The organism is Paraburkholderia sp. NPDC080076, assembly GCF_050281145.1.
Taxonomy (GTDB): Bacteria; Pseudomonadota; Gammaproteobacteria; order Burkholderiales; family Burkholderiaceae; genus Paraburkholderia.
On the sequence record NZ_JBNNWQ010000001.1, the window covers coordinates 708,741 to 734,469 of the forward strand.

21 protein-coding genes are annotated in these 25,729 nt (G+C 62.9%); 11 read left to right on the forward strand and 10 right to left on the reverse strand.

What is annotated here, in order from left to right:
- Window positions 1-32: 32 nt before the first annotated feature.
- Both ACQKRQ_RS03175 and ACQKRQ_RS03180 read right to left on the reverse strand, forming a co-directional pair.
- The gene (locus ACQKRQ_RS03175) at window positions 33-947 is read right to left on the reverse strand and encodes an ABC transporter permease (protein ID WP_408175044.1); all 915 of its coding nucleotides are present in this window, start codon (window positions 945-947) and stop codon (window positions 33-35) included.
- Complete coding sequence (locus ACQKRQ_RS03180; protein ID WP_427474991.1) at window positions 940-2,031, reverse strand: ABC transporter ATP-binding protein; 1,092 nt, start codon at window positions 2,029-2,031, stop codon at window positions 940-942. The genes ACQKRQ_RS03175 and ACQKRQ_RS03180 overlap by 8 nt, the downstream gene beginning before the upstream one ends.
- A gap of 303 nt (window positions 2,032-2,334) precedes the next feature.
- Here ACQKRQ_RS03180 and ACQKRQ_RS03185 point away from each other — a divergent pair, with 303 nt between their 5' ends.
- The gene (locus ACQKRQ_RS03185) at window positions 2,335-3,216 is read left to right on the forward strand and encodes an IclR family transcriptional regulator (protein WP_427474992.1); all 882 of its coding nucleotides are present in this window, start codon (window positions 2,335-2,337) and stop codon (window positions 3,214-3,216) included.
- Window positions 3,217-3,278: 62 nt separating this feature from the next.
- Here the strand turns inward: ACQKRQ_RS03185 and ACQKRQ_RS03190 are convergent, their stop codons facing one another.
- Complete coding sequence (locus ACQKRQ_RS03190; protein WP_427474994.1) at window positions 3,279-4,859, reverse strand: OprD family outer membrane porin; 1,581 nt, start codon at window positions 4,857-4,859, stop codon at window positions 3,279-3,281.
- Between ACQKRQ_RS03190 and ACQKRQ_RS03195 the strand changes: the two genes are divergently transcribed.
- A complete protein-coding gene (locus ACQKRQ_RS03195; protein WP_427476114.1) occupies window positions 4,793-5,029 on the forward strand; it encodes a hypothetical protein in 237 nt (78 codons plus the stop codon). The genes ACQKRQ_RS03190 and ACQKRQ_RS03195 overlap by 67 nt on opposite strands.
- Before the next feature lie 16 nt (window positions 5,030-5,045).
- Here ACQKRQ_RS03195 and ACQKRQ_RS03200 read toward each other — a convergent pair whose 3' ends face one another.
- The 6 genes from ACQKRQ_RS03200 to ACQKRQ_RS03225 all read right to left on the reverse strand — a co-directional run bounded on the left by ACQKRQ_RS03200 (window position 5,046) and on the right by ACQKRQ_RS03225 (window position 11,311).
- Complete coding sequence (locus tag ACQKRQ_RS03200; RefSeq protein WP_427474996.1) at window positions 5,046-6,071, reverse strand: ABC transporter ATP-binding protein; 1,026 nt, start codon at window positions 6,069-6,071, stop codon at window positions 5,046-5,048.
- The gene (locus ACQKRQ_RS03205; protein ID WP_408175039.1) at window positions 6,068-7,066 is read right to left on the reverse strand and encodes an ABC transporter ATP-binding protein; all 999 of its coding nucleotides are present in this window, start codon (window positions 7,064-7,066) and stop codon (window positions 6,068-6,070) included. Before ACQKRQ_RS03205 ends, ACQKRQ_RS03200 begins: the two co-directional genes overlap by 4 nt.
- Window position 7,067: 1 nt before the next feature.
- The gene (locus tag ACQKRQ_RS03210) at window positions 7,068-7,982 is read right to left on the reverse strand and encodes an ABC transporter permease (protein WP_408175037.1); all 915 of its coding nucleotides are present in this window, start codon (window positions 7,980-7,982) and stop codon (window positions 7,068-7,070) included.
- A 3-nt stretch (window positions 7,983-7,985) separates the two neighbouring features.
- Complete coding sequence (locus ACQKRQ_RS03215) at window positions 7,986-8,924, reverse strand: ABC transporter permease subunit (protein ID WP_408312112.1); 939 nt, start codon at window positions 8,922-8,924, stop codon at window positions 7,986-7,988.
- 16 nt (window positions 8,925-8,940) lie between these two features.
- Window positions 8,941-10,557: a peptide ABC transporter substrate-binding protein gene (locus ACQKRQ_RS03220; RefSeq protein WP_408281000.1), complete on the reverse strand. Its 1,617-nt coding sequence runs from the start codon at window positions 10,555-10,557 to the stop codon at window positions 8,941-8,943.
- Between the two features lie 181 nt (window positions 10,558-10,738).
- Window positions 10,739-11,311 carry a helix-turn-helix domain-containing protein gene (locus ACQKRQ_RS03225; protein WP_132377855.1) on the reverse strand — a complete coding sequence of 191 codons (573 nt, stop codon included), beginning with the start codon at window positions 11,309-11,311 and terminating at the stop codon, window positions 10,739-10,741.
- Window positions 11,312-12,239: 928 nt separating this feature from the next.
- Between ACQKRQ_RS03225 and ACQKRQ_RS03230 the strand changes: the two genes are divergently transcribed.
- From ACQKRQ_RS03230 to ACQKRQ_RS03270, 9 genes are all read left to right on the forward strand, one after another.
- On the forward strand, window positions 12,240-13,781 hold the full coding sequence (locus ACQKRQ_RS03230; protein ID WP_427476066.1) for a peptide MFS transporter: 1,542 nt from the start codon (window positions 12,240-12,242) through the stop codon (window positions 13,779-13,781).
- 212 nt (window positions 13,782-13,993) lie between these two features.
- Window positions 13,994-15,466, forward strand: coding sequence for a PLP-dependent aminotransferase family protein (locus ACQKRQ_RS03235; RefSeq protein ID WP_427474999.1), 1,473 nt, complete (start codon window positions 13,994-13,996; stop codon window positions 15,464-15,466).
- Between the two features lie 158 nt (window positions 15,467-15,624).
- Window positions 15,625-17,694 (forward strand): bifunctional 2',3'-cyclic-nucleotide 2'-phosphodiesterase/3'-nucleotidase, encoded by a 2,070-nt coding sequence (locus ACQKRQ_RS03240; RefSeq protein WP_427475001.1) that lies wholly within the window; start codon window positions 15,625-15,627, stop codon window positions 17,692-17,694.
- Window positions 17,691-18,437 carry a tetratricopeptide repeat protein gene (locus tag ACQKRQ_RS03245; RefSeq protein WP_132377849.1) on the forward strand — a complete coding sequence of 249 codons (747 nt, stop codon included), beginning with the start codon at window positions 17,691-17,693 and terminating at the stop codon, window positions 18,435-18,437. The genes ACQKRQ_RS03240 and ACQKRQ_RS03245 overlap by 4 nt, the downstream gene beginning before the upstream one ends.
- A gap of 398 nt (window positions 18,438-18,835) precedes the next feature.
- Entirely contained in the window at window positions 18,836-19,288 is a 453-nt protein-coding gene (locus tag ACQKRQ_RS03250) for an HU family DNA-binding protein (protein ID WP_007177969.1), read from the forward strand.
- Between the two features lie 401 nt (window positions 19,289-19,689).
- Window positions 19,690-21,099, forward strand: a complete 1,410-nt coding sequence (locus ACQKRQ_RS03255) for a circularly permuted type 2 ATP-grasp protein (protein WP_132377847.1) — start codon at window positions 19,690-19,692, stop codon at window positions 21,097-21,099.
- Window positions 21,100-21,264: 165 nt separating this feature from the next.
- Entirely contained in the window at window positions 21,265-22,215 is a 951-nt protein-coding gene (locus ACQKRQ_RS03260; RefSeq protein WP_132377845.1) for an alpha-E domain-containing protein, read from the forward strand.
- Between the two features lie 12 nt (window positions 22,216-22,227).
- The gene (locus tag ACQKRQ_RS03265) at window positions 22,228-23,028 is read left to right on the forward strand and encodes a transglutaminase family protein (protein ID WP_427475004.1); all 801 of its coding nucleotides are present in this window, start codon (window positions 22,228-22,230) and stop codon (window positions 23,026-23,028) included.
- Between the two features lie 177 nt (window positions 23,029-23,205).
- Window positions 23,206-24,078, forward strand: coding sequence for a proteasome-type protease (locus ACQKRQ_RS03270; RefSeq protein ID WP_132377841.1), 873 nt, complete (start codon window positions 23,206-23,208; stop codon window positions 24,076-24,078).
- Window positions 24,079-24,306: 228 nt separating this feature from the next.
- Here ACQKRQ_RS03270 and ACQKRQ_RS03275 read toward each other — a convergent pair whose 3' ends face one another.
- Complete coding sequence (locus ACQKRQ_RS03275; protein ID WP_132377839.1) at window positions 24,307-25,488, reverse strand: porin; 1,182 nt, start codon at window positions 25,486-25,488, stop codon at window positions 24,307-24,309.
- Between the last annotated feature and the right edge of the window lie 241 nt (window positions 25,489-25,729).

Below are 25,729 nucleotides of genomic sequence, written 5' to 3' on the forward strand. Positions count from 1 at the left end.
TTTCACTGAGTGAGCCAATGTATGCCGATGAATTAGCCGAGGCTTCTGGTGTACTTGCGTTCCAGAACCCGGTAGTACGTGAGCATCACGATCAGATTCGCGACCAGCAAAAGGAGCGCGATGGTTGCGCCGAGCGGCCAGTTCAGCGAGCCGAGGAATTCGTCGTAGACGGCGGTGGCGGCGACCTTCAGGCGTCGTCCGCCGAGCAGGCCCGGAATCGCGAAGGCGCTCGCCGACAGACCGAACACCATCAGGCTGCCCGACAGAATGCCCGGCGTCAGTTGCGGCAGGACGATGCGGCGCAGGGTGGTGGCCGGCGACGCCATCAGCGAAAGCGCGGCGTTTTCCGTTTGCGGGTCGAGCTTCTGCAAGGCGGTCCATACCGGAATCACCATGAACGGCAGCATCACGTGAACGAGTGCAATGACGATCGCGAAGGTGGTGTACTCGAGTTTGTACGGCCCGAGTCCGACCAGACCGAACGCCTGGTTCACGAGGCCGTTGGTGTTGAGCAGCATGCTCCAGCCGAACGCCCGCACCACCACTGAGACCAGCAGCGGCGCGAGAATCACCAGCAGGAACATCGAGCGATACGGATCGCGCATGCGAGAGAGCACGTACGCTTCCGGCGTGCCGATCACGATACACAGCAGCGTGACCAGAAACGCAATGCCGAAGGTCCGCAAAAAGATGGTGTGGTAATACGACGAGCTCAGCACTTCCGCGTAATTGCCGAACTGGAATGCGGCGATCGGCCCGCTGGCCGGATCGAAGCGATAGAACGTCAGCACTAGCGTCATCAATAGCGGCACCAGCACGAGCGCCACGAACAGCAGAAAGGCCGGCGCGCACATCAGCCAGAGCGGCAAAAACGCATGCCAGGGCGCGCGGCGGCTGTTGCCGGATTTCATGTCGCGGTCGTCGGTGGCGGGCAGCGTACTAGCCATGATGCGCGTCCCGTTGAATGAAGCGGATTGCCTCGCTGTTCCAGTCGACGCCGACCGCCGCGCCTTCGGCGAGCGGCTCCGTGCCTTCGTTCTGGCAGCACACCAGCACTTCGCCGAGCCGGCTGTCCAGCCGGTACAGCCACTGGCTGCCGAGGAAGAAGCGGCTCGTCACGGTGGCCGGCACACGTCCGGCGTTCGGTGCGCACAGGCGCAGCTTTTCCGGGCGGATGCACAAGGTCACCGCGTCGCCGACGCCGACCACGCGCTCGCGCGCCGACAACTGCGCCGTGTGCCCCGTCTCGGCGAGATCGTGGCCGAGGTCGATGCGGATCGCGTCGCCGTCGCGCGCCACCACGATGCCGGGCAGCATGTTGGCCTTGCCGATGAACTGCGAGACGAAGCGATTCTCCGGGCGCTCGTACGCTTCGTACGGCGTGTCGATCTGCGTGATGCGGCCGGCTTCCATCACCACCACGCGATCGCTGATCGATAATGCTTCGGATTGATCGTGCGTCACCATGATGGTGGTCGTGCCGATCTTGCGTTGAATGCCGCGCAGTTCGAACTGCATGTCTTCGCGCAGCTTGGCGTCGAGGTTCGACATCGGTTCGTCGAGCAGCAGCACCGGTGGCGCGATCACGATGGCACGGGCAATCGCCACACGCTGCCGTTGACCGCCGGAGAGTTCGCGCGGAAAGCGATGCGCGAGCGCGTCGAGGCGCACCAGCGCCAGCGCTTCGCGGATGCGCTCCTTGCGCTCGGCCTTGTCGATGTTGCGCATCTCCAGCCCGAAGCCGACGTTGTCAGCGACGCTCATGTGCGGAAACAGCGCATAGCTCTGGAATACGATGCCGAGACCGCGCTTGTTCGGTTTCATGTGCGTGATGTCGCGGCCGTCGAGCGTGATGCATCCGCGCGTCGTTTCGACGAAGCCCGCGATCATCTGCAAGGTGGTGGTCTTGCCGCAGCCGGACGGTCCGAGCAACGAAACGAACTCGCCTTTTTCCACCGACAGGTTCACGTCGGCGACTGCCTGCAGATCGCCGAACGATTTCGTTACGTCCGTGAGTGTAAGGAACGACATGATCTGGCCTTTGGATGTTGCGACACCGGTTCAATCGACTACTGCCTCGATGACGCCGACTCTAGCTAGCCAAATTACCGTCAGTCAATTTCAAATTCCGTTTGCCGGTATAAGATTGGAAAAAATTCCATTTGATGGAATGTATTCGGTAGATCGATAGTAAAACGTTCCGCTGCGTGACGTCCGGAAAATCCCTATGAATCATTAACGCAGCGGCAATACAGAGAACGACGGGCCGGATTCCACTTGCGGATAAAACACTTTATAGTGTTCCGATCAGTGAAATAATTGCGAACCATAAAGATGAATGCTGCCGCCAAACGAGATACCGACCCAGCCGCCGCCGACGAGACCGGCGGCGCGCCCGGCACCGGCATGCTGGAACGTGCGTTCGCGGTAATCCGCGCGTTGTCCGAAGCGCAACCCGATGGCGGCCGCGTCACGCGTCTGGCGAAAGCAGTCGGGCTGACGCAGGGCACCGTGCATCGCATCCTGCATGCGTTGATCGCGGAAGGCATCGTCGAACAGGACGAGAACTCCAAGCTGTACCGGCTGAGTGTCGATTTCTTCGCGCTCGCGGCGCAGGCCGGCAATCCGAGCGGCATGCGCACGCTGTGCCGTCCCGCGTTGCTGCGCTTGTGCGCGAGTCTGGGCGACACGATCTTTCTGCTCGTCAAAAGCAGTTTCGACGCAGTGTGCCTCGACATCTGCGAAGGGCCGTTTCCGATCCGCTCGTTCACCGGCGATATTGGCGGGCGCGTGGCGTTGGGTGTCGGGCAGGGCAGTCTGGCGATTCTCGCGTTTTTGCCCGAGGCCGAGCGCGAGGAGATCATCCGCTTCAACGTGCCGCGCATTCGCGGCTACGGCGTGCTCGACGAAGTGTATTTGCGCACTGAGATCGAGCGTGTGCGCCAGTTGGGCTACGCGGGGCGCAATAGCGGCGTGCTCGACGGCATGGCGGGCGTGGCGGTGCCGATTCTGGATCGCACCGGCGTGGCGGTGGCGGCGTTGAGCGTCGGCACGCTGGCCGCGCGTCTGGGCGACGACCGTCTGCCGATGGTGGTCGAATTGCTGCGTCGGCAGGCCGATGCGATCGGCCCGCAAACCAATCCGTTCGATGTCGCGTTGCGCCGGCCAATGCACGGCTTGTCGCGCGCGATGACGACTGAACGGATCACGGGCTGAGCCTAAGCGCGATCACCGAGGCAGCGCGCAAACCGCGCCGCCCCGAATCGCGCTGGAAGCGCTTAGAACACCTTCACCGGCACATTCACCACCAGCCGGTATTCCATGTTGTTGCCATCCGAGTAGTGGTACTGGCTGTTGTGCCACATCGCGATGAACGTGATCTTCGTATCCTTGAAGCGTCCGCTTTGCAGCGTGTAGCTCGGAATGAAGCCGAACTCGTGATGATGGCCATGCACCGGCTCGCCGTTCTTCCAGTACAGATCATGCAGCGGCGCGGAAGGCGAGGCGTTTTCCGCCGCGCCCGCCGATGCATCCGCGCCCCAGCCGTATTGCCCCCAGAGCATCGCCTTGAGTCCCGGCACGCCGGCGTACTTGCCGTCGAACGTATAGCGCAATTGCAGCGATTGCTCGTGCGGCGCGTTATAGTCCACGTCCATCGAGTTGGTCAGATAGATACCATTGGTCTCGTTGACGTAGTCGAAGAACTGGTCGCCGAGTACCTGCTGGTAGCCGAGCAGCAGCGCATGCGGGCCGTGCTGCGCGGAGACCGACACGCTGTACGCATTGCTGTTGATGTGCCCCTGACGCGACGCGCCGGTGTCGTGCGTCGAGTAGATGTTGGCGAGGCCGCTCCACTTGATGGTGGTCGGATCGCCGAACGACTGCGCGACCGAACCGTAGTACTGACGCCAGACGTCGTCGGCCTGATCGACATACAGGGCCATCTCGCCGTTCTTCGCGTAGTGCCACGTGCCGCCCACATACGTGAGGCGATCGATCCGCGTGCCGCCATACGAGGTGGTGAGATTGCTCAGGTTCGTGTGGCCGCGCGCGTCGACTTTGGTGAAGCTGCCGGCCTCGAGCGTGGTGTGCACGAGATCGTTGCTGACCATCGAGACGCCGAGGAAGGTCGGCGGCAGCGCGCGGTTGTCGTGTGGTTCGAGGAACGGGTTGGTGACGATCTGCAAACCGTATTTCACGACCGTTTCCGAAATGCGTCCCTTGATGTCGTACATGCCGGGATAAGCCCACGCGAGCTGCTCCGACCCGCCGCCGTCCTTGCCCACGTGCACCATGTTGCCCGCGCCGTTGCCACCGTCGAGTTTGAGCGCGCCGAACAGCGATGCATCGACGCCGAAGCCGACCAGCCCTTGCGTGTAGCCGGATTCGTAGTTGGCCTGCATGCCCTGGACCCACGCGTGACGGTAGATCGTGTTGGGCGCCTGGAAGTAGTCGGAGTAATTGCGAAACTGCAGATTCAGATGGCTGTCGGCGATGAAACCCTTGCTCGCCGCCTGGCTCGACAACGGCGCGGGCGGCGTGACCGTCTGATTGGCCTCGGCGTTGACGATGGCGTTGGTGGTGTCGGGCTGATCGTTGCGCACCTGGCCGCCTTGCTCCGCGCGGCGCTTGCCGGACGTATCGTTTTGCTGCGTCGGTGTGGCCTGCGCGAGTTGCGCGGGGGACGACAACGTTTGCGCGAGCGTTTGAGTTTTAGACGCCTCGGAGGCGGGCTCCGTGACGCCGTCGTCGGCATACGCGTTAGCGGCTAGTGTCAGTGCGGGAAGCGTGAATGCGCAGTAAAAGAAGGTTGCTGCTCCGGTTTTTTTTGACCGGTTTTTTGATCGGCTATCTTTCATTGAGTACGTCTCTGATTATTGTGGTGAATCTTTGGCTGGCGGTTAGCCAGTCCACGTTTATCGTTCGTTCCGCGATTGGCAGGACGAACGAATCCAACGGCGCGACGGCCCGCCGCGCCGGGAATACGGTTTTAACTTTCTGGTTTAGCCTCTCAGGTTCTTTGCTGTAGCTTTGCCCGAGGGCATTTACTTCGCGGTGTCTCCCACGCGAATGCAAGCGACGCGTGTCGCCTTGGCCCCGTGCGTGACGGGCTGCGGAATCTCGCGGGCACAGGCTTCGATCGCATCCGGGCAGCGCGTGCGAAACGCGCAACCGGAGGGGGGGCTGAGCGGCGAGGCAATCTCGCCGCGCAACAGCAGATGACGGCGCGCGCGCTCCACGACCGGATCGGGCACCGGCACGGCCGAGAGCAACGCCCGCGTGTACGGATGACGGGGCGTGCCGTAAACCTCGCGCTTGTCGCCGAACTCCATCACACGTCCCAGATACATCACCAGCACGCGGTGACTGATTGCTTTGACGACGGCCAGATCGTGCGCGACGAACAGCAGCGAGAGCGACAGTTCGCGTTGCAGATCGCGCAGCAGGTTGACGATCTGCGCCTGGATCGACACGTCGAGCGCGGACACCGGCTCGTCGCAGATCACCAGTTGCGGCTCGCCGATCAGCGCGCGCGCAATGCCGACGCGCTGACACTGGCCACCAGAAAACTCATGCGGATAACGGCGCAGATGCTGCGCGTTGAGACCCACGCGTTCGAGCATGGTCAGCACGCGCCGCTGCACGTCGGCACGCGCAATGTCCTGGCCGTGCGTGAGAAGCGGCTCGGCGACGATCTGTTCGATCGTCATGCGCGGGTCGAGCGAGGCGAGCGGGTCCTGGAAAATCATCTGCGCGTCGCGGCGCAAACGCGAGGTATCGCGGCGCGCGCCCGGCAGCACGGTTTCGTCGCCGAGCCAGCGCACGCTGCCGCTCGCCACCGGCGCGAGTCCGATGATCGCGCGCGCGAGCGTCGACTTGCCGCAACCCGATTCGCCGACGAGCCCCACGGTTTCGCCGCGCCGCACGTTGAACGACACGCCGTCCACGGCGCGCAGCGTCGCTTTGCCGGACCACGGATAGCCGCCGCGCGGCACGCCGAATTGCACCTTGAGATTGTCGACGCGCAACAGCGTGGCCGCGTCCTGGTTTGCCAGAGGAGTGGTGTTCATACGTGTTGTGCCTCGAGAATTTCCCCGACCGGCCGGTGGCACGCGCGCAGCGCGTCGGCGTGGCCCGCGGCGGCGGAAAGGGGCGGGCGCGATTCGCGGCAACGGTCGGTGCAATATCCGCAACGCGGCGCGAATGCGCAACCCGCGCCGACTTCGCCGGGCAGGGGCGGATTGCCCGGAATGGTTTGCAACGGACGGTCGTCGTCATCGTCGGTCAGACGCGGCAGCGCGTTCAGAAGGCCGAGCGTGTACGGATGCGTCGGCGCGGCGAATAGCGCGGCGGCGCTCGCCTGCTCGACGGTCTGGCCGGCGTACATCACCATCACGTCGTCGCACAGCCCGGCCACCACGCCCATGTCGTGCGTGATCAGGATGATCGCCGTACCGCGTTCGCGATTCAGTTCGCGCAGCAGTTCGATGATCTGCGCCTGCACGGTCACGTCGAGTGCGGTGGTGGGTTCGTCGGCGATCAGAATTTCCGGTTCGGAGAGCAGCGCCATCGCGATCATCACGCGCTGGCGCATGCCGCCGGAAAACTCGTGCGGATACATGTTGATACGCCGTGCGGCATCGGGAATGCGCACCGATTCGAGCGTTTCGATCGCGCGGCGGCGCGCTTCGCGGCGCGACATCTTGCGATGCAGTTGCAGCGTCTCGGTCATCTGCCGTTCGATCGTCAGGAACGGATTGAGCGAGGTCATCGGGTCCTGAAAGATCATGCCGATGCGGTCGCCGCGAACCTTGTTCAGCGCCGCTTCGTTCATGCTCAGCAGGTTCTCGCCGCGATAGGTCGCGGCGCCCGACACCTTGCCGTTGCCGGCCAGAAGGCCCAGCAACGCCATCACCGTCTGGCTCTTGCCGGAGCCCGATTCGCCGACGATGCCGAGCGTGCGCCCCGCTTCGAGCGAAAACGACACGCCTTGCACCGCGTCGACGGGTGCGCCTTCGCGGCGCGTAAAGCGCACGCTGAGGTCTTTGACTTCGAGTAGCGGCATGTCAACGGTCCTTCGGATCGAATGCGTCGCGCAAACCATCGCCGACGAAATTCACGCAATACAGCGTCACGCACAGCATCACGGCCGGGCACAGCAGCAGCCAGGGCATCGATTCGAGCTTCTGCGCGCCGTCCTGAATCAGCACGCCCCAGCTCGTCATCGGCTCCTGAACGCCGAGGCCGAGAAACGAGAGCACCGATTCCGTCAGGACGATGTTCGGCACGGTCACGCTCGCATACACCACGACCACGCCGAACAGATTCGGCACGATGTGACGCGCGATGATCGAACGCGAGCTCACGCCGATCGCCTTCGCGGCGTCGATGAATTCGCGCGAGCGCAGCGACAGCGTCTGGCCGCGCACCACGCGCGCCATGTCGAGCCATGAAAACGCGCTGATGGTGAGCACGACCAGATAGAAGGCGCGGCCGAACATCGTCATCATGAGGATTGCGATCAGCATGTACGGAATCGCGTACATCATGTCGACGATACGCATCATCACGGCGTCGACGCGTCCGCCCAGATAGCCCGCGGTCGCACCGTACGCGACGCCGATCAGCCCCGACACCAGCGTGCCGAGCAGGCCGACTTCGAGCGACACGCGCCCGCCTTGCAGCGCACGCGCGAGCAGATCGCGGCCGAGTTCGTCGGTGCCGAACCAGTGCATGTTTTGCAGCGTGGGCGGCAGGCTGATCGCGCTCCAGTCGCTATCGATCGGGTTGTTCGGCAGGAACCACGGACCCGCCACGCAGGCGAGCACGATCAGCATCAGCACGACGAAACCGGTAAAAGCGGCGCGGTTGCGCACGAAGCGCCACGCGGCGGTGGCGAGCGGGCCGCGCGAGCGCGGCGCCTTCGCGATGGCCGCGAGCGGGTCGAGCGCCGCGGCAGTCGATTGAAGAGAGCGGGGCATGGATCAGTACCGGATGCGCGGATCGAGCCACGCATACGCGAGGTCGACCAGCAGATTGAACAGCACAGCGACGGCGGTAGTCAGCACGACGAGGCCGAGCACGAGGGTGTAGTCGCGGTTGATCGCGCCGTTGACGACCAGTTGACCGAGGCCCGGCAGCGCGAACACCGATTCGGTGACCACTGCCGCGGTGATTGACGAGATGCAGATCGAGCCGAGCAGCGAGACGACCGGCATCAGCGCGGGCTTCATGGCGTGGCGCAGGACAATCGTGCGGCCAGGCAAACCCTTGGCGCGCGCCGTGCGGATGAAGTTGCCCGACAGCACTTCGATCATGCTGCCGCGCATCACGCGGGCAATCGCGGCGACGTTGATGATGGTGAGCAGCACGATCGGCAGCACGCGATAACGCCACTCGCCGTCGCCCCAGCCACCGGCGGGCAGCCAGCCGTGTCCTTCGGAAGTTTTCAGCAGGATCGCGAAGATCCACACGAGCACCGGACCCAGCACGAAGGGCGGCACCACGTTGCCGATATTGCCGAGCACCATCACGAAGTGATCCACGAAACGATCGCGCCGCACCGCGGCCACCGTGCCGAGCGCGACGCCGATCACGACCGCGATCGGCACCGACACGCCGCCCACGCCGAGGCTGACCGGCAGCGCTTTCCACACCAGGTCGTTGACCGACCAGTCGGCGTAGCGGAACGACGGCCCGAGGTCGCCGTGCAGCAGCGAACCGAGGTAGTGGAAGTACTGCAACCACAACGGTTCGTCGAGGTGATACTTGGCGTTCAGGTTCGCCAGCACGGCCGCCGAGAGTTGCTTCTCGGTGTCGAACGGGCCGCCCGGGGTGAGATGCAGCAGCAGATAGCACGCGGTGATCACGGCGAGAATCGTCGGGATCGCCCAGAGCGTGCGGCGCAGCGTATAGGCCAGCATGACGGTGCTCCCGTGCTTAGTGCTTGATCAGATACATGTCTTGCGTGGCGCGCTGGTCGAGGTAGTTGGTCGGTTTGTAGCCGCCTACGTACGACTTGACCAGCCGGTCGGCCGAATACTGGAAGAGCGATACCACGGGATAGTCGTTCATGGCCAGATCGTGTGCCTGCGTGAACAACGCGGTGCGCTTCGCGTCGTCGAGCTGCTGGTTGCCTTCGTCGATCAGCTTGTCCACTTGCGGGTTGCAGTAGTGCTGGTCGTTCTGCACGCTGTTGCAGCGGATCAGATCGAAAAACGAGTTGGCATCGTTGTAGTCGACGAACCAGCCGTCGCGCGAGGCCTGCACCTTGCCGTCGTGGCGTTGCTTAAGCAGCACCTTGTATTCGACGTTTTCAAGCTTGGCGGTCACGCCGAGCTTGGTGCGCCATTCGGAGGTGGCGAACAACGCGACCTTCTTGTGCAGGTCGTTGGTGTTGTAGGTGAGCGTGAACGTCAGCGGCTTCGCGTCCGAATAGCCCGCGGTCTTCAGCAGGTTGCGCGCGTAGTCGATGCGCTTGGGCATCGGCCAGCTCGCCCACTCCGGCGTAAACACGCCCGAGCCTTCGGTGCCTTTGGCGATCAGGCCGTACATCGGCACTTCGCCGTCGGCCGTCAGACGCTTGGTCAGCAGGTCGCGGTCCAGCACCATCGCCAGCGCCTGGCGTACGCGCTTGTCCTTGAAGGCCGGGTCGTCGTTATTCAGGCTGTAATAGTACGTGGCGATCTGCAGGCCGGTTCTCAGCTCGGAACCGAACTGCTTGCTCACCTGTGCATAGATGCCCGAGGGCACCGAGTAGGTGTAGTCGAACTGGCCGGCCTGATACATGCGCATCGCCGTTTCGTCGTTCTCGATCGGCAGGTAGGTCACTTTCGTGATCACGACCTTGCCAGTATTCCAGTACGTCGGGCTTTTGGTGGCCACCAGGCGGTTGCCCGGCTGCCAGTCGGCCAGCGCATACGGGCCGTTACCTACGAAGTTGCCCGGACGGGTCCAGTCGCCGCCGAACTTCGTCACGACCGCGCGATTGACCGGCGTCATCGTTGCCATCGCCGTTAGCTGCGGGAAAAACGTGGCGGGCACTTCGGTCGTGACTTCGAGCGTGTACGGATCGACGGCGCGCACGCCGAGGCTCGCGAGCGGCGCCTTGCCGGCGAGAATCGCCTTGGCGTTCTTCACGAATTCAACCAGCACCGTGTATTTTGAACCCGTCTTCGGATCGAGCACGCGTTGCCACGAGTAGACGAAGTCGGACGCCGTGACCGGCTGGCCGTTGCTCCAGCGCGCATCGTGGCGCAGCTTGAAGACCCACGTATTCGGCCCGGTGCGCGACCACGATTCGGCGACGCCCGGCACGATCGCGCCGCTCGCATCCATGCGCGTCAGGCCTTCGAACAGGTCGAGCCCGATCGTATTGCCGGTCCATGATTCGATATGCGCGGGGTCGAGCGATTCGGTTTCGCCAGGCACCTGGCGGGTCATTTCCTGGCTGGCGGCGAGCGTGACGCCCGCGGGCACCGTGATGGCGAAAGCGGAAGGAGCAAACGTGAGGACGAGCGCAGTCAGCGCCGTCGCGTAGACGAACGGGGTTTTCATCGGTTGAGATCGCAGGAAAGGTCGAGAGAGAAACGCGCTGGCGCCAAGGCGCCCGTTTAGCTGCGTTGCTCGGGCCAGGGCGGCCCTTGTTGCTCGTGGTGGTAGCGCGACATGCAGGATTCCTTACATTTCGTAATGCAGGCAATCCCCGGCCGGCTCAACCGGATAAGGTGCCTGCTCTTTAGAACAGTCTTGGTGTGCCCACCCAGACGACCACCGACTCGATGCGCGCGGTGTTCACCCAGCTGTGCGGCACCGTCGATTCGTAATGCGCGCTGTCTCCCGCGTGCAACACGAACGTCTTGCCTTCCAGCGTCAACGACACTTCGCCGTCGATCACATACACAAACTCTTCCCCGGCATGCGTGGTGACTTCGGAGCGCTTCTGCCCGGGCGGCATCCTCACGAGGATCGCTTCGAGCTGACGGCCGCCCGTCACGTTGGTCAGCCGCGCAAACAGATTGGCCGAGTCCGCAAAACCGAAAAACTTCAACTGATCGCCACGACTCACGCTGCGTTCTTCGCTGGGCGTGTCGACGAAATACTGCACCGTGACCCCGAGTGCGTGGGCGATACCGGCCAACGAAGTGATGGACGGTGACGCCAGCCCGCGCTCGACTTGCGACAAAAACGGCTTGGAAATCCCCGCCGCGGTTGCCGTGTCATCCAGCGTCCGCTTGAGCCGTTGGCGCAGTGCGCGGATCTTGCTGCCGATTTCTAGTGCCGGATTGCTTTTTTGAATTGTCGTGACCATAGCAGGAGGAAATTAGCCCGTCAAAATTTGTTTGATATAAGTAAATATGGTTTGATTGCGTCCAGGCCGGGCTTCGGGTCTTTTAGCCCCGGTGCTGCGAGAGACCACATTTCGAGACGACACTCTATGTTGCCAGAACCGAAACTAATCCCAGCCAAATTGACTGGTTATTTCGAGAAATAGCAAACAAACGCAGTAACGGCTGCAGTATTGCCCGCCGCTAACCGCGGTTATGCAATATGAGTATCAGGAAGATTAAACGTATGACACGAAAGACTATTTTCGATGGCAAGCGCCGCTGCGGCCAAGGCGTATGGCGTGTAACGACAGGTTATTGACGCCGGATCAGTGAATTCCCTGAGTGACTCAGGATGTTTCTGTTTGCAGAATCAGCCCCGCTTGCGGAAGGGCGCGCATGTGCACACCACACGCGAACCCGGCCGCTGTTTTTCATTCCGCCCGCGGCGATCCTGCGCGGTGGAGCACTGTCCGGCACGTTCCAACCGAACGGCAGCCGGCGTAAGGACATGACCATCACTGCCGATTTTTCCCGCCGCGGGCTTTGCGCCTGCCACCGCGTGGCAACGCCGCTCTCTGTCGGCCTCGAAATCCCCGTTCGTCGCGATGCTTTATCATTGAGCCCGCTCCGCATGCCGAAGTCCGAGCCCGGTGTGGCGCAGGTTCCCTCAAGGGGACTTCCTGCGGGGCATTTCGCGAGGCGGGCCTCGATCCCATCCCCTGGTTTATCTGCTGGTTTGGCGCTCTAGCGCGCGGATGAGCGCGCCTACGCGCTGTGGCCGCGCGGTGCCGTGTGGTGCCTATCGCACCGGTGACGCGCACGCTTCGCCGACTGTCTTTCCAGATTCCGTTTCACGCGCCGCGCGGCCAGTTCGCGCGACGCCGCAACCGTTTGAACAAGAGGTACATGATGAATTCATCCAATCCGCCCAGCGCACGCGTCTCGCAGACCCGTTCGTTTTCGACGGTCTTTCTGATCGAGATGTGGGAGCGTTTCGGCTACTACGGCATGGCCGCGCTGCTCGTGCTGTTCATGATCGACAAGCTGCAATTCACCGACAGCCACGCCACCCTCACGTGGGGCGCATTCACGGCGCTGGTGTATGCGTCGCCGTCGATCGGCGGCTGGATCGGCGATAAGATTCTCGGCGCGCGCCGCACGATGATATTCGGCGCCGGCGTACTGTCCGTCGGCTATTTCATGCTGGCGTTGCCCAATGACCAGCTTGCCTATATGTACGCGTCGCTCGGCGTGATCGTGGTCGGCAACGGTCTCTTCAAGGCCAACGCCGCGAATCTCGTGCGCCGCATCTATGAAGGCGACGACGCGCGCATCGACAGCGCGTTCACGATCTACTACATGGCGGTCAACATCGGCTCGACGGTGTCGATGCTCGCCACGCCGTGGATCAAGGACCATTGGGGCTGGCATACGGCTTTCGCCGTCTGCTGCGCGGGGATGCTGCTGTCGGTGCTGAACTACTTCATCATGTTCCGCACGCTCGCGCATATCGGCTCCGCACCGGACGTTCAACCGGTGCGCTGGAAGCGCGTCGGCGCGGTTGCGCTGGGTGGCCTCGCGCTCGGCGCGGCGACCATGTTCGTGCTGCAGCACAAGGCGATCGCAGTGGCCTGCGTATACACGGCGGGCGTCGCGATTCTGGCGATCTTCGGCTACATGCTGATGAAGTGCGAACGCTCGGAGCGCTCGGGGCTGGTCGCCGCGCTGATCCTGACCGCGCAAGTGATCCTGTTCTTCGTGTTCTACGTGCAGATGTCGACGTCGCTTACGCTGTTCGCGCTGCGCAACGTCGACCCGCGTTTCACGCTGTTGGGCGAAACCTTGTTCACGTGGAGCGCCGCGCAGTTCCAGGCGCTCAACCCGATCTGGATCATGTTGCTGAGCCCGCTGCTCGCCCTGCTTTATACGAAGCTCGCGAAGAGCGGCAAGGACGTGCCGGTGGCGGTGAAGTATGCGTTCGGTTTTGCGGTGGTCGCGGCCGGCTTCTTCGTCTACGCGGCGAGCGGTAAGTACGCGGTGAACGGGCGCGTGTCGTCGTGGTTCATGGTGGGCGGCTACGGTCTGTATTCGCTCGGTGAACTGCTGGTGAGCGGCCTGGGACTCGCCATGATCGCGCGCTACGTACCGGCGCGCATGAGCGGTTTCATGATGGGCGCTTACTTCGTGGCGACCGGCGTGTCGCAATATCTGGGCAGCGTGGTCGCGAATTTCGCGCAGATGCCGGCGGGCGATATGGATCCGCTCGAATCGTTGCCGCTCTATACGAAGCTGTTTACCGGCCTCGGCTGGCTCGCGGCAGTGGGTGCGCTGGTGGCGGTTCTGCTGCTGCCGTTGATGCGCAAGCTTTCGCGCGAACATCAACGTTGCAGCGATGAGGCGCGTGCGACCGCGCGGCAAACCGCGGCATTGAATGGGGTAGTGGCGGAGTAATCGCGTTCCGGATGCCAAACGCGGCGCACGTCACGGCGTGCGCTGGCAAAACTTGAATGGCGCGCCTTGCAATGCACGGCGCGCCATTTTTGTATCTGGAGCCGCCGCGCACGCGCTTGAGGGCCATCGGATAGCACGGGCAGAGGTAAGCTAACGGTTGCCATTGGTCTTTTCAAATAACCGTTTCCCGGATACGCAAGGTAGCCAGCCGGATGGAAATCCATATCGCGGTCGAAGGGCATCACGATCTCTCCGGACAGATCTATCGGCAGTTGCGCGCCGGCATTCTCGAAGGGCGTCTCGCGGGCGGCACGCGCCTGCCGTCCACGCGCGATCTCGCCACGCAACTGGGCGTGTCGCGCAAGACCACGCTCGACGTGTTCGAGCGGCTGCTCTCCGAGGGCTATCTGAGCGCGCGTGGCGGCTCGGGCACCTTCGTCGCCGATGGTCTGGAGCGTCTGCCGGTGGAGCGCTCCGCGCATGCGCGGGCGGCGGAGTCGTCGCGCGAGCGGCACAAGGTGAAGGCGGCCGCGCGCGCCCAGCCGCTGTGGGAGGAGATGCCCGAGAGCTTGCCGTTGCCGCGGCCTTCGGTGGCGTCGCCGCAGGACTTCGTCGGCGGCGCGACCGACAAGACGCTGTTTCCCTTCGACGTCTGGCGCCGCTGCGTGAATCACGCGTTGCGTGCGCAAGCGCGCGGCCCCGGCATCTATCGCGACACGGCCGGCGAGCAGGAACTGCGCCTCGCGATCTCGCGCTACCTGGCCTTCAACCGCGCCGTCGCCAGCAACTGGGACGACGTGATCGTCACGCAAGGCGCGCAGCACGCGCTCGATCTGCTGGCGCGCATCACTTTGCGTGCCGGCGAAGTCGCGGCGATCGAGGACCCTGGATATACGCCGGCGCATGCGTGCCTGAAGGCCACCGGCGCGCGCGTGGTGCCCGTGCCGGTGGATGCCGAAGGCCTGATCGTCAGCAAGCTGCCGGACAAGGCGCGGCTCGTCTACGTGACGCCTTCGCATCAGTTCCCGCTCGGCATGCCGATGAGCCTCGAGCGCCGCGTCGAGTTGCTCGAATGGGCGCAGAAACGCGGCGCGGTGATCATCGAGGACGACTACGACTGCGAGTACCGTTTCGAAGGCCGGCCGATGGAGCCGCTGAAAAGCCTCGATCGCGCCGGACTCGTCGCCTACGTCGGCACGTTTTCGAAGACGATCTTTCCTGAACTGCGAGTCGGCTATGTGGTGCCGCCGGCCTCGCTCTATGGTGCGCTCATCAAGGCGCGTCAGATCGGCGACTGGCACGGCTGCACGCTCACGCAAACCGCGCTCGCGTCCTTCATGCTCAACGGCGATTTCGCCAAGCATCTGCGGCGCATGCACAAGACTTACGCGGCGCGCCGCGAGATGCTGCTCGACCATCTGCGCGGCGGCCTCGCGCCCTGGTTCGAACCGATCGTGCCGACGGCCGGCATCCACATGGCGGCGCGTTTGAAAGCGCCGCTGACGGAAGAAGCGGTGGTGAACGCGGCGCGTGAAGCATCGATCGGCCTGTATGGACTCGCGCCGTTTCATCTACGCGCGAAGGCGCAGCCGGGCCTGATGTTCGGCTACGGCAATATCGCGGTCGAGCACATCGACGCCGCGCTCACGAAGCTCGCCGGCATCCTGCCGCGGCTCGCGCGGTAAGCCCGTGATCCTCGTATGCGGATTACTTATGGCTATCTAATGCCATACAAATCAGTGTCATAAACCCACCGTACTCTTGCGCCTCTGTAATTGTTTGTAATGCAAAGCCGGCCCGATGGTCCGGCATGACAACACAACAAAACCGGAGGGCGGTAAGGATGCGAGTGACCTTGATGGCAGGAAAGCGGCTGCGCGCGCGTGGCGCGATCGGCGCATTGGGTACCGTGGGTGCGCTGAGCGCGATCGGTATAACAGCATGCAGCAGCAGTGTCGACACGCCTGCGCCGCAAGTGGCGAACGGCACGACCGCGACGCTCGCCTTGCTGGAGACCACCGACATCCACACCAATCTGCTCAGCTACGACTACTACAAGCTGGCGGAAGACAAGTCGCTCGGCCTCGAGCGCACGGCGACGCTGATCGCGGCGGCGCGCAAGGAATTCCCCAACACCCTGTTGCTCGACGACGGCGACACGATCCAGGGCACCGCGCTCGCCGACTATCAGGCGCAGGTCGCGCCGGTCGATTGCAAGACCACGCTCGGCGTCTACAAGGTCATGAATCTGCTGAAGTACGACGCGGGCACGATCGGCAATCACGAGTTCAACTACGGCCTGCCGTTTCTCGCGCAAGTGACCGGCAGCGCGTTCGACGTGCCGAACATGAGCCCGGTCGCGTCGCAGCCGGCCTGCGCGGGGCCGAACTTTCCGCTGGTGCTCTCCAACGTGCTCGGCGCGAAATCGCAGCAGCCGATCTTCAAGCCATACACGATCCTCGAACGCACGATCACGGCCACGACGCCCGACGGCAAGACCGTCAGCGCGCCGGTGAAGATCGGCGTGATCGGCTTTACGCCGCCCGCCATCATGGCGTGGGACAAGCGCTGGCTCGACGGCAACGTCTACACGCAAGGGCTCGTGGAAAGCGCCTCGAAGTACGTGCCGGAAATGAAGGCGAAGGGCGCGCAGATCATCGTGGCGATGTCGCATGGCGGGCTCGACAACTCGACGTATTCGCCGTCGATGGAAAACGGCAGCTACTATCTCTCGAAAGTGGCCGGCATCGACGCGATGCTGATCGGCCACTCGCACCAGGTTTTCCCCGATAAAAACAGCACCGTCACGCAATTCAACCTGCCGGGTGTCGACAAGGTGAAGGGCACCGTCAACGGCGTGCCGTCCGTGATGGCGAATTTCTGGGGCAAGCATCTCGGCGTGATCAAGCTCGCGCTGAACTACACGAACGGCACGTGGACGGTGGACCGCAACGCGAGCACCGCGCAAGCCCGCTCGATCCAGAACGCGGACAACAGCTACGTGGCGGTCGACCCGGCAGTCTCGCAGGCGATCGCCGCCGAACACGCCGCGACCATCAACTATGTGAAAACGCCGATCGGCACGACCGATTTCCGCATGACCACTTACTTTGCCGATGTGGGCGACGTGTCGGCCATCGAGATCGTCAACCAGGCGCAAGCGGCCTACACGCAGGACTACATCAACGCGAATCTGCCGCAATATGCGGGCATTCCGGTGCTGTCGGTGAGCGCGCCGTTCAAGAGCGGCTTTGGCGGCGGTAACGATTTCACCGACGTCGCGCAGGGCAACGTGGCGATCAACAACGCCGCCGACCTGTACCTGTACCCGAACACGATCTACGCGGTGAAGGTGACGGGCGCCGATCTGAAGGCGTGGCTCGAAACCGCGGCGAAGCGCTTCAACACGATCGATCCGGCCAACACGGCGGCGCAGGCACTCGTCAGCACGTATCCCGGCTATAACTTCGACATGATCACGTCGAAGGACTTCAGCTACGAAATCGACGTGACGCAGGCGGTCGGCAGCCGGATTCGCAACCTGAAATATCAGGGCGTGGCGATCTCGGATACGCAGTCGTTCATCGTCGCGACCAACAACTATCGCGCGAGCGGCGGCGGAAATTTTCCGGGGCTCGACGGCAGCAAGACGATTTACGCGTCGCCGGATGCGAGCCGCGACGTGCTGATCGCCTACATCAAGAAAGCGCAGGCCATCAAGGCGGCGAGCAACGGCAGCGATCGTAGCTGGCGCTTCACGAAGGTGTCGACAGCCGGTCCGGTGACCTTCCTGTCGGCGCCGAACCTCACAGCGCTCGCGCAGGCCAACGGCATCAGCAACGTCGTCCAGATCCAGGCCGATGACGGTACCGGCAAGGGTCTCGCGGTCTACTCCGTGAACCTCAACCAATGAACGCGCGCGTCTCTTTGACGCTGGCGGCGGCCGTGGCCATCTGCGCGGGGGCGCTCGCCACGGTGGCGGCCACGCGCGTGTCCAACGTGCAGATCGACGACTGGCAGATGCAGGGCACGGCGACGCATGCGGCCTGGCCGCTGTGGCGGTTGCGGCTGACCTCGGCGTTCGGCAACGCGGCCGCGCGTGAAGCGCTCGCGGACGTGCTGGTGAGTTCGCCACAGATCGACGAGCAACGCGAAGGCGTCGAGCTTTACCGGCAACTCGCACTCGACGGCGCGCCGCGCGCGCAAGCCACGCTCGGGCATCTGCTGTTGCGCGGCTTGCCCGGCGTCGTGCCGGACTACGTGGAAAGCCGCCGTTGGCTGACGCTGGCGGCATCGCATGATTCGCGCGATGCCCAGGCCGCCTACGATCTCGCGACGCTCTATCGCAACGGCTACGGCGTGCCGCGTGACGCAGGCCTGGCGATTCGCTGGCTCGAACAGGCGGCGCAAGCGGGGCTGCCGCTCGCGCAGTTCCAGCTCGCCAACGAGTATCGCTTCGGCGCGACGCTGCCGCACAACGACGCGTTGGCGCTGCAATGGCTCACGCGCGCGGCCAATGCGGAGTTACCCGAAGCCAACCTCGCGTTGGCGATGGCGTATCGCAACGGCGAGCTCGGCTTGCTGCGCGACGAAAACGAGTATTGGGCTCACGTGAAGGAGAGCGAACACGATCTCAAACACGTCAGCCGGCAGTAAAAAAGTGTTTCGACTGCCGCCCGCGATTTTCTGTCGCAGGGCGAGATTGGCCGCCCCTTGCAGCGCTTTTCGCAGCAGGGGGCGTGTTTTTCCGCCGCATGGAAGGCGACGACGAGCGAGCCACCGGTCATCGTCCACGCAGAAAGTGCCGTTATTCATGCATCGAAATGGCTTGTAACGTACGTTACGTGTTGGTGTTGCCAGGCCCCTCGACGCACGTTTACCCGCTAAAACAAGCATCAAAATGTGTTGCGCAGTCTGCGCCGCGCAACAAACCTTCGCTGTTATACATAAAAGAGTCGCGCAAATCGTATTAGCGCTTGTAGAATCCGGCGTTGAAGCGTGCACATACCGTGTGCGCTTCGTGCAATTCACTGACCACAACAGGTAGGAGAAACATGCCGACTTCCGCAAAAAAGGTGGCCAAGAAGGCTGCTGCCCCGGTACCGACCAAGAAGGTTGCTGCAAAGAAAGTTCCTGCGAAGAAGGCCGTCGCAGCTAAGAAGGTCGCCGTGAAGGCGTCCAGCGCTCCGTCGCCGATCAAGGACACCTTCACGAAGGCCTCGCTGGCTGCACACGTCGCTGAACGCGCTGCTGTGGAACCGAAGACCGCCAAGGCTGTTCTGGCCGCGCTCGAAGACACGATCCTCGGCGCCGTGCACAAGAAGGGCGCTGGCGAATTCACGCTGTCGGGTCTTCTGAAGATCGTCGTGCAAGCTGTGCCGGCGAAGAAGAAGCGCTTCGGCAAAGACCCGTTCTCGGGCGAAGAGCGTTGGTTCCCGGCCAAGCCGGCTAGCGTGCGCATCAAGGCACGTCCGCTGAAGAAGCTGAAAGACGCAGCTGCAGGCTGATCGCGTTGCACGCGTTGCCGTTGTCTAACAATGGTTGACGCTTGAGACGCTTCGAAGGAAGTCCCCTTGGGGACGATCCGCAGTGCGCGTTGTCCGAATCCCCGTGGGTGCAAATCCACGGGGATTTTTTATGCGCGCTCAGTGCGGGTTGCGATTTCATTGGATGGCTCAGGGATTTCCCGGCGGCGCACCGCGGTGCCGCAAATGCACCGTACTAGCGCATCATGGGCCGCCGCAGTACGATGGCATCGAAGCCATGCCGGCCGGGATGCGCTATTCGCGTGCATGCAACCTGTTTAGTACGCGAAAAGCTCAATGGCATAGCGCTTGCTTGATCGATTGTCGAACACCGAATGCGCAGCGCATTCGCCTTCTATCCGACAACAAGAGCGGGGCGTGACATGCGATGCTATGACGAGATGCGTCATCATGACGATGCCGTGCGGCCACACTACGCGCGCTTTGAGCGGTGGCTGGTGAAGCAGGGCAACGAGGCGATCGCACGCAAGCGTGCGGAAGCCGACCTGCTGTTTCGCCGGGTCGGCATCACCTTCGCGGTGAACGGCGACCTGTCGGGCACCGAGCGGCTGATCCCATTCGACCTGATTCCGCGCATCATTCCGCGCGGTGAATGGCAGACGCTGGAGGCTGGTTTGCGCCAGCGCGTGCAGGCGCTCAATCTGTTCATCCACGACGTCTATCACGACCGCAATATCGTGCGCGCCGGTATCGTGCCGGCCGAGCAGGTCTATACCAACGCGCAATACCGGCCTGAAATGCAGGGCGTGAATGTGCCGCTCGGTGTTTACGCGCATATCGCCGGCGTCGACGTGGTGCGCGCGGGCGACGAAGGCGAGTTCTACGTGCTCGAAGACAACCTGCGGGTGCCGTCGGGCGTCTCCTATATGCTCGAAAACCGCAAGATGATGATGCGGCTTTTCCCCGAACTGTTCGTGCAGAACCGCATTGCGCCGGTCGCGCATTATCCCGATCTATTGCTCGATACGCTGCGCTCGGTCGCGCCGGAAGGCGTCGACGATCCGGTCGTGGTGGTGCTGACGCCGGGCATGTACAACTCCGCGTATTTCGAGCACACCTTCCTCGCGCAGCAGATGGGCGTGGAACTGGTGGAAGGTAAGGATTTGTTCGTCGACGACAACTATGTGTTCATGCGCACCACCCAAGGGCCGAAGCGCGTCGATGTGATCTACCGCCGCGTCGACGACGATTTTCTCGATCCGCTTGCCTTCCGTAACGACTCGGCGCTCGGCGTGCCCGGTCTCCTGACCGCGTATCGCGCCGGCCGCGTGGCGCTCGCGAATGCGATGGGCACCGGCATCGCCGACGACAAATCGATCTACCCGTACGTGCCGGAAATGATCGAGTTTTACCTCGGCGAGAAGCCGATCCTCAATAACGTGCCCACGTTCCAGTGCCGCAAGCCGGATGATCTGGCGTACACGCTCGCGCATTTGCCGGAGCTGGTCGTCAAGGAAGTGCACGGCGCGGGCGGCTACGGCATGCTCGTCGGACCGGCTTCGACGAAAGCCGAAATCGAAGCATTCCGTGAGCGCTTGATCGCGCGTCCGGCGGGGTACATCGCACAGCCCACGCTGGCGCTTTCCGCGTGTCCGACCTTTGTCGAAGCCGGCATCGCGCCGCGCCATATCGACTTGCGTCCGTTCGTGCTGTCCGGCAAGACCGTCACGATGGTCGCCGGCGGACTCACGCGCGTAGCCCTGCAGGAGGGATCGCTGGTCGTCAATTCGTCGCAGGGAGGCGGGACCAAAGATACGTGGATGGTCGACTGACGCGGTTGCCGATGCGGTTGCCCAGGCTTCACGCAACCGCGCCTGCAACCCAACGCGCCGGGGCAGCACGCGATACGCGACTCGCACGCCACCGGCGCACACGGATAACCAGCGCGGGCCTTTTACTTCGACGAGGCCTCGCGTCATCAGATACGGAACGCCGTCATGCTAAGCCGAACCGCCGATCACCTTTTCTGGATGGCCCGCTACATGGAGCGCGCGGAGAACACCGCCCGCATGCTCGATATCAACCTGAAGGCGCTGCTGTTGCCGCAGACGCCGGACCAGGAGGCGCGCGCGCAACGCTCGGTGCTGCGCATCTCCGAACTCGAAACCGCGTTCGCGCAGCGCTACGACGAACCGACCCGCGAACACGTGCTCGATTTCATGGTGGCCGATGCGACCAATCCGTCGAGTATTCATTCGTGTCTGCAGGCCGCGCGCGAAAATGCCCGCGCCGTGCGCGGCACGCTGACGACCGAGTGGTGGGAAACCATCAACGATACGTGGCTCGAATTCAATGAGCGCGCTTCGTCCGGCCAGGCCGCGAGCAATCCGGGCGCGTTGTTCGAATGGGTCAAGTTCCGCTCGCACCTGTCGCGCGGCGTGACGATCGGCACCGCGCTGCAGGACGACGCGTTCTTCTTCACACAGTTGGGCACCTTCCTCGAACGCGCCGACAACACCGCGCGGATTCTCGACGTGCGCTTTGCCGACGTCGAACCGAATTCGCGCGACGCCGCGCGCCAGCTCGAAGACTTTTATTACTGGACCTCGATTCTGAGCTCGGTGTCGGCGCTGGAGATCTATCGCAAGGTGTATCGCGACGTCGTCACGCCGGCGCGCGTGGTCGAACTGATGATCCTGAATCAGCAGATGCCGCGTTCGCTGCTGGCGTCGCTCGAAGGCGTCTGCGTGAATCTGGCGATGCTGCGCACATCGGGCTCCAACCAGTGCGAACGGTTCGCCGGCAAGCTGCGCGCCGAACTCGTGTACTCCGACATCCGGCAGATTTTCGAAGCCGGCCTGCACGCCTATCTGACACAGTTCCTCGCTCGCGTGTTCGAGCTGGGCAATCTGGTTGCGCGTACCTATCTGATGTTGCCAGTCGCCTGACGGAGTTCTTTTATGTACCTGACGATCCGCCACGACACGTCCTATCGCTACGAAGCGACTGTCCATTATTCGATCCAGCAATTGCGTCTGACGCCGGCGAGCGGCGCCTCGCAGGTCGTGCGGCGCTGGAGCATCGACGCGCCGGGCAAGCTCGACGCGACCTTCGACGCCTACGGCAACGTGCTGCACACGCTGGTCATCAACAAGCCGCATAGCGAGATTCGCCTGCACGTGGCCGGCGAAGTGGACACGATTCCGCTGATCGACGGTCATTTGCCCGACGCAGTCGGCCCGATTCCGCTCGAGCATTTCACCTGCTCCACGCGGCTGACCGAGGCCGATGGCGCGGTCCGTGAACTGGCCGAATCGGTGCCGAACCTGACGAGCTCGGCGAATCTGATCGCGCTGTCCGAGCAGATCCTGCAGCGCGTGAAGTACAACCCCGGCATTACCGAAGTCACCAGCACGGCCGCCCAGGCGCTCGCGCTCGGCAACGGCGTGTGCCAGGACCACGCGCATCTGATGCTCGCGTGCTGCCGCGCGCGCGGCATCCCGGCGCGCTACGTGAGCGGCTATATCGAACCCGGCGAGGTGACGCACGGCGCGAGCCATGCGTGGGTGGACGTGTGGCTCGAAGGCAAGGGCTGGATTTCCGTCGACGTCACGCATGCCGCGTTTGCCAGCGAAATCTACTGCCGCCTCGCCGTCGCGCGAGACTATGAAGCGGCTGCTCCGGTGCGCGGCCGGCGTATCGGCGGGCTGGAAGAACAGCTCAAAGTGTCCGTTACGGTCAGCTCGCAGCTGTCACAATAGACGCAGAAGGAGGGCGGTCCGCGGAGCGGGCCCTGGAGGCGCGAGCGCGCGCCAGCCCTCATATCTATTCAGCTGAGGCCCGCAAAGGCCGATAAACAGGAACAAAGCACGACAGAGGCGCATGCGCGCCGCATTACAATAGCGGCGTTCAGTTGTTTTTTGCGGGTACCTTTCCTTATGACTTACTGTGTAGCGATGTCCGTCGACGACGGTCTCGTGTTCCTCTCGGACACGCGCACCAATGCGGGCGTCGATCACATCAGCACCGCGCGCAAGATGTCGGTGTTCGAGCTGCCGGGCGAGCGCATGCTCACGCTGCTGGGCGCGGGCAATCTGTCGCTCACCCAGGCGGTGCTGCACGAGTTGTCCGAGCCCACGGATCCTTCCCAGCCCACGCTCTGGAGCGCGCCTACCATGGCCGACGCGGCCCGCGTGATCGGCCGCGCGGTGCGTTGCGTGCATCAGCGCGAGGCGGAGGCGCTGCAGGAATTCGGCGTCGACTTCAATTGCAGCTTCATTCTCGGCGGGCAGATCGCGGGCAACCGGCCGCGCCTGTTCATGATCTACGCGGCGGGCAATTTCATCGAGGCGTCGGCGGTGAATCCGTATTTCCAGATCGGCGAGGCCAAGTACGGCAAGCCGATCATCGACCGCGTGCTGACGCCGTCCACGCCGCTCGACGAAGCCGCCAAGTGCGCGCTGATCTCCATGGATTCGACGCTGCGCTCGAACCTGTCGGTCGGCTTGCCGCTCGATCTGCTGGTTTATCAAAAGGACACGCTGCGCGTCACGCGCTTCGTCTCGATCGATCACGACAATACCTACTTCGAGATGATTCACCGCACCTGGGGCGAGCGGCTGCGCCAGGTGTTCGGCGAGATCCCCGATCCGGACTGGCAGGAATCGCCGAATGTGCCGCTGTTACAGCGGGAGCGGGCGCTGGTGCTGCATCGCGCGCCGGTGGGCGCTGACGGCATCGAGCATGAACTCGATGCGAAGCCCGCGCAGACGTTGGCGCAGGCTGAGCGGGGCAAGGCGCAGCGAAAGTAGGCTGAGCGGCGTATCCGCGCTTGCTTGCTTCAGCGCTCCGGCGCTTCGAGCGCGCGAGGCATCACACCAAAGGTCGTCGGCAGCCTGAATCAGGCTTGCTGACGGCCTTTTTCATTTGTGTCGTCCCGAAGAAGCAAAGAACTCAGGACGAAAAAAAACCAGCCATGGGCTTCTCGCCCGTGGCTGGTCTTCAACTGCGTGTTGCTTCAGCAGTCCGTCAAAGTTCGATTAGAACTTGTGGCGGATGCCCAGGCTGACCATCTCTTGCGAGCTGGAAGCCGAGTTGTAGCTATACGAACCGATTGCTGCGCCTGCATCGACCAGCGTGCCGGCCGACGTGCGTTGCTGGCCGCTTGCGTGCTGATATGCGCCAACCAGGTAGATGTCCGTGCGCTTCGACAGGTTGTAGTCGCCGCCCAGGGAAACCTGGTGATACGTTGCGCTCGAATCGCCGCTAGCCTTGGTGTAGATGTAGCCCACGCCAACCAGCATTGCCGGCGTTGCCTGGTAACCCAGGTATGCGCCGCCGATGTTGTACTTCTCGGTCGAACCGAAGCCCGAATTCGCATCCGGCTTGTACTGTGCGTTGCTGTAACGCAGGTTAGCCGTGAACGGGCCTGCGACGTATTGCAAAGCGACCGAAGCGATGCCGATCGACTTGGCCGCGGCGTATGCGCCGTTGACCTGGTTGTCGAACGTGCCGTCCGACGTGCTGCCGTTCCAGCCCACCGAGCCTGCCGCCGTGCGGCTAGCCAGCGTGTTGCCGTTGTCTGCGCGGAAGTAACCGGCAGCGACGCTGAACGGACCCGTTGCGTACGTTGCAGCACCCGACCACGTTTGGCCCGAACCCGTTGCGCCAGCCACGCCGCCCAGAGCGTACATGCCTTCGAACTGGAAGCCGCCCCACACCGGCGAGGTGTACTTGATGGCGTTGTTCGTGCGCGAGGAGTTGTCGTTGTTGTCGACGTCGCCCGGCGTGGTGAAGGTGGAACCGAAGTAGTTGTCAGCCGTCAGCGGCTGGACCAGATCGACCAGCGGGTCGTACTGACGACCCAGCGTGACCGTACCCCATTGATCGCCCGTCAGGCCCACGAACGCTTGACGACCGAACATCCGGCCGCCTTGACCCAGCTTGCCGCTGTTCACGTCAAAGCCGTTTTCCAACTGGAAGATTGCCTTCAGGCCACCGCCCAGGTCTTCCGTGCCCTTCAAGCCGAAACGGTCACCTTGAAGGTTGCCGGCGAACATGGCTACCAGGTTCTTGTTCTGGCCAGCGGAATCCACCGTGTTGTGAACGTACTGGATCGATTCGTCGATCAAGCCGTACAGAGTTACGCTGCTTTGAGCATGTGCCACGCCAGTGACGCCGAGCAGCGCCAGCGAGAGGGTAGACAGTGCGATTCGTTTCATCCATTTCTCCACGCAGATGATTAGTTTCTTTGTTGCGGAAAGGAGAATAGCTCAGAGGGTCAATTGGCAAGAACTGGAAAAAAAAGAGTGTCTCCAAAAACTGACAAACCACGCAAAGCCTTGTATTTAAAGCGCGTTAACGATTATTTCTGTTTCCGCAACATTTATTCATTGACTCAGCATTATTGTTGTTTTGTTGACAGTGACTGCTCCAATACGTGTACTTTCGACACTGATTTGA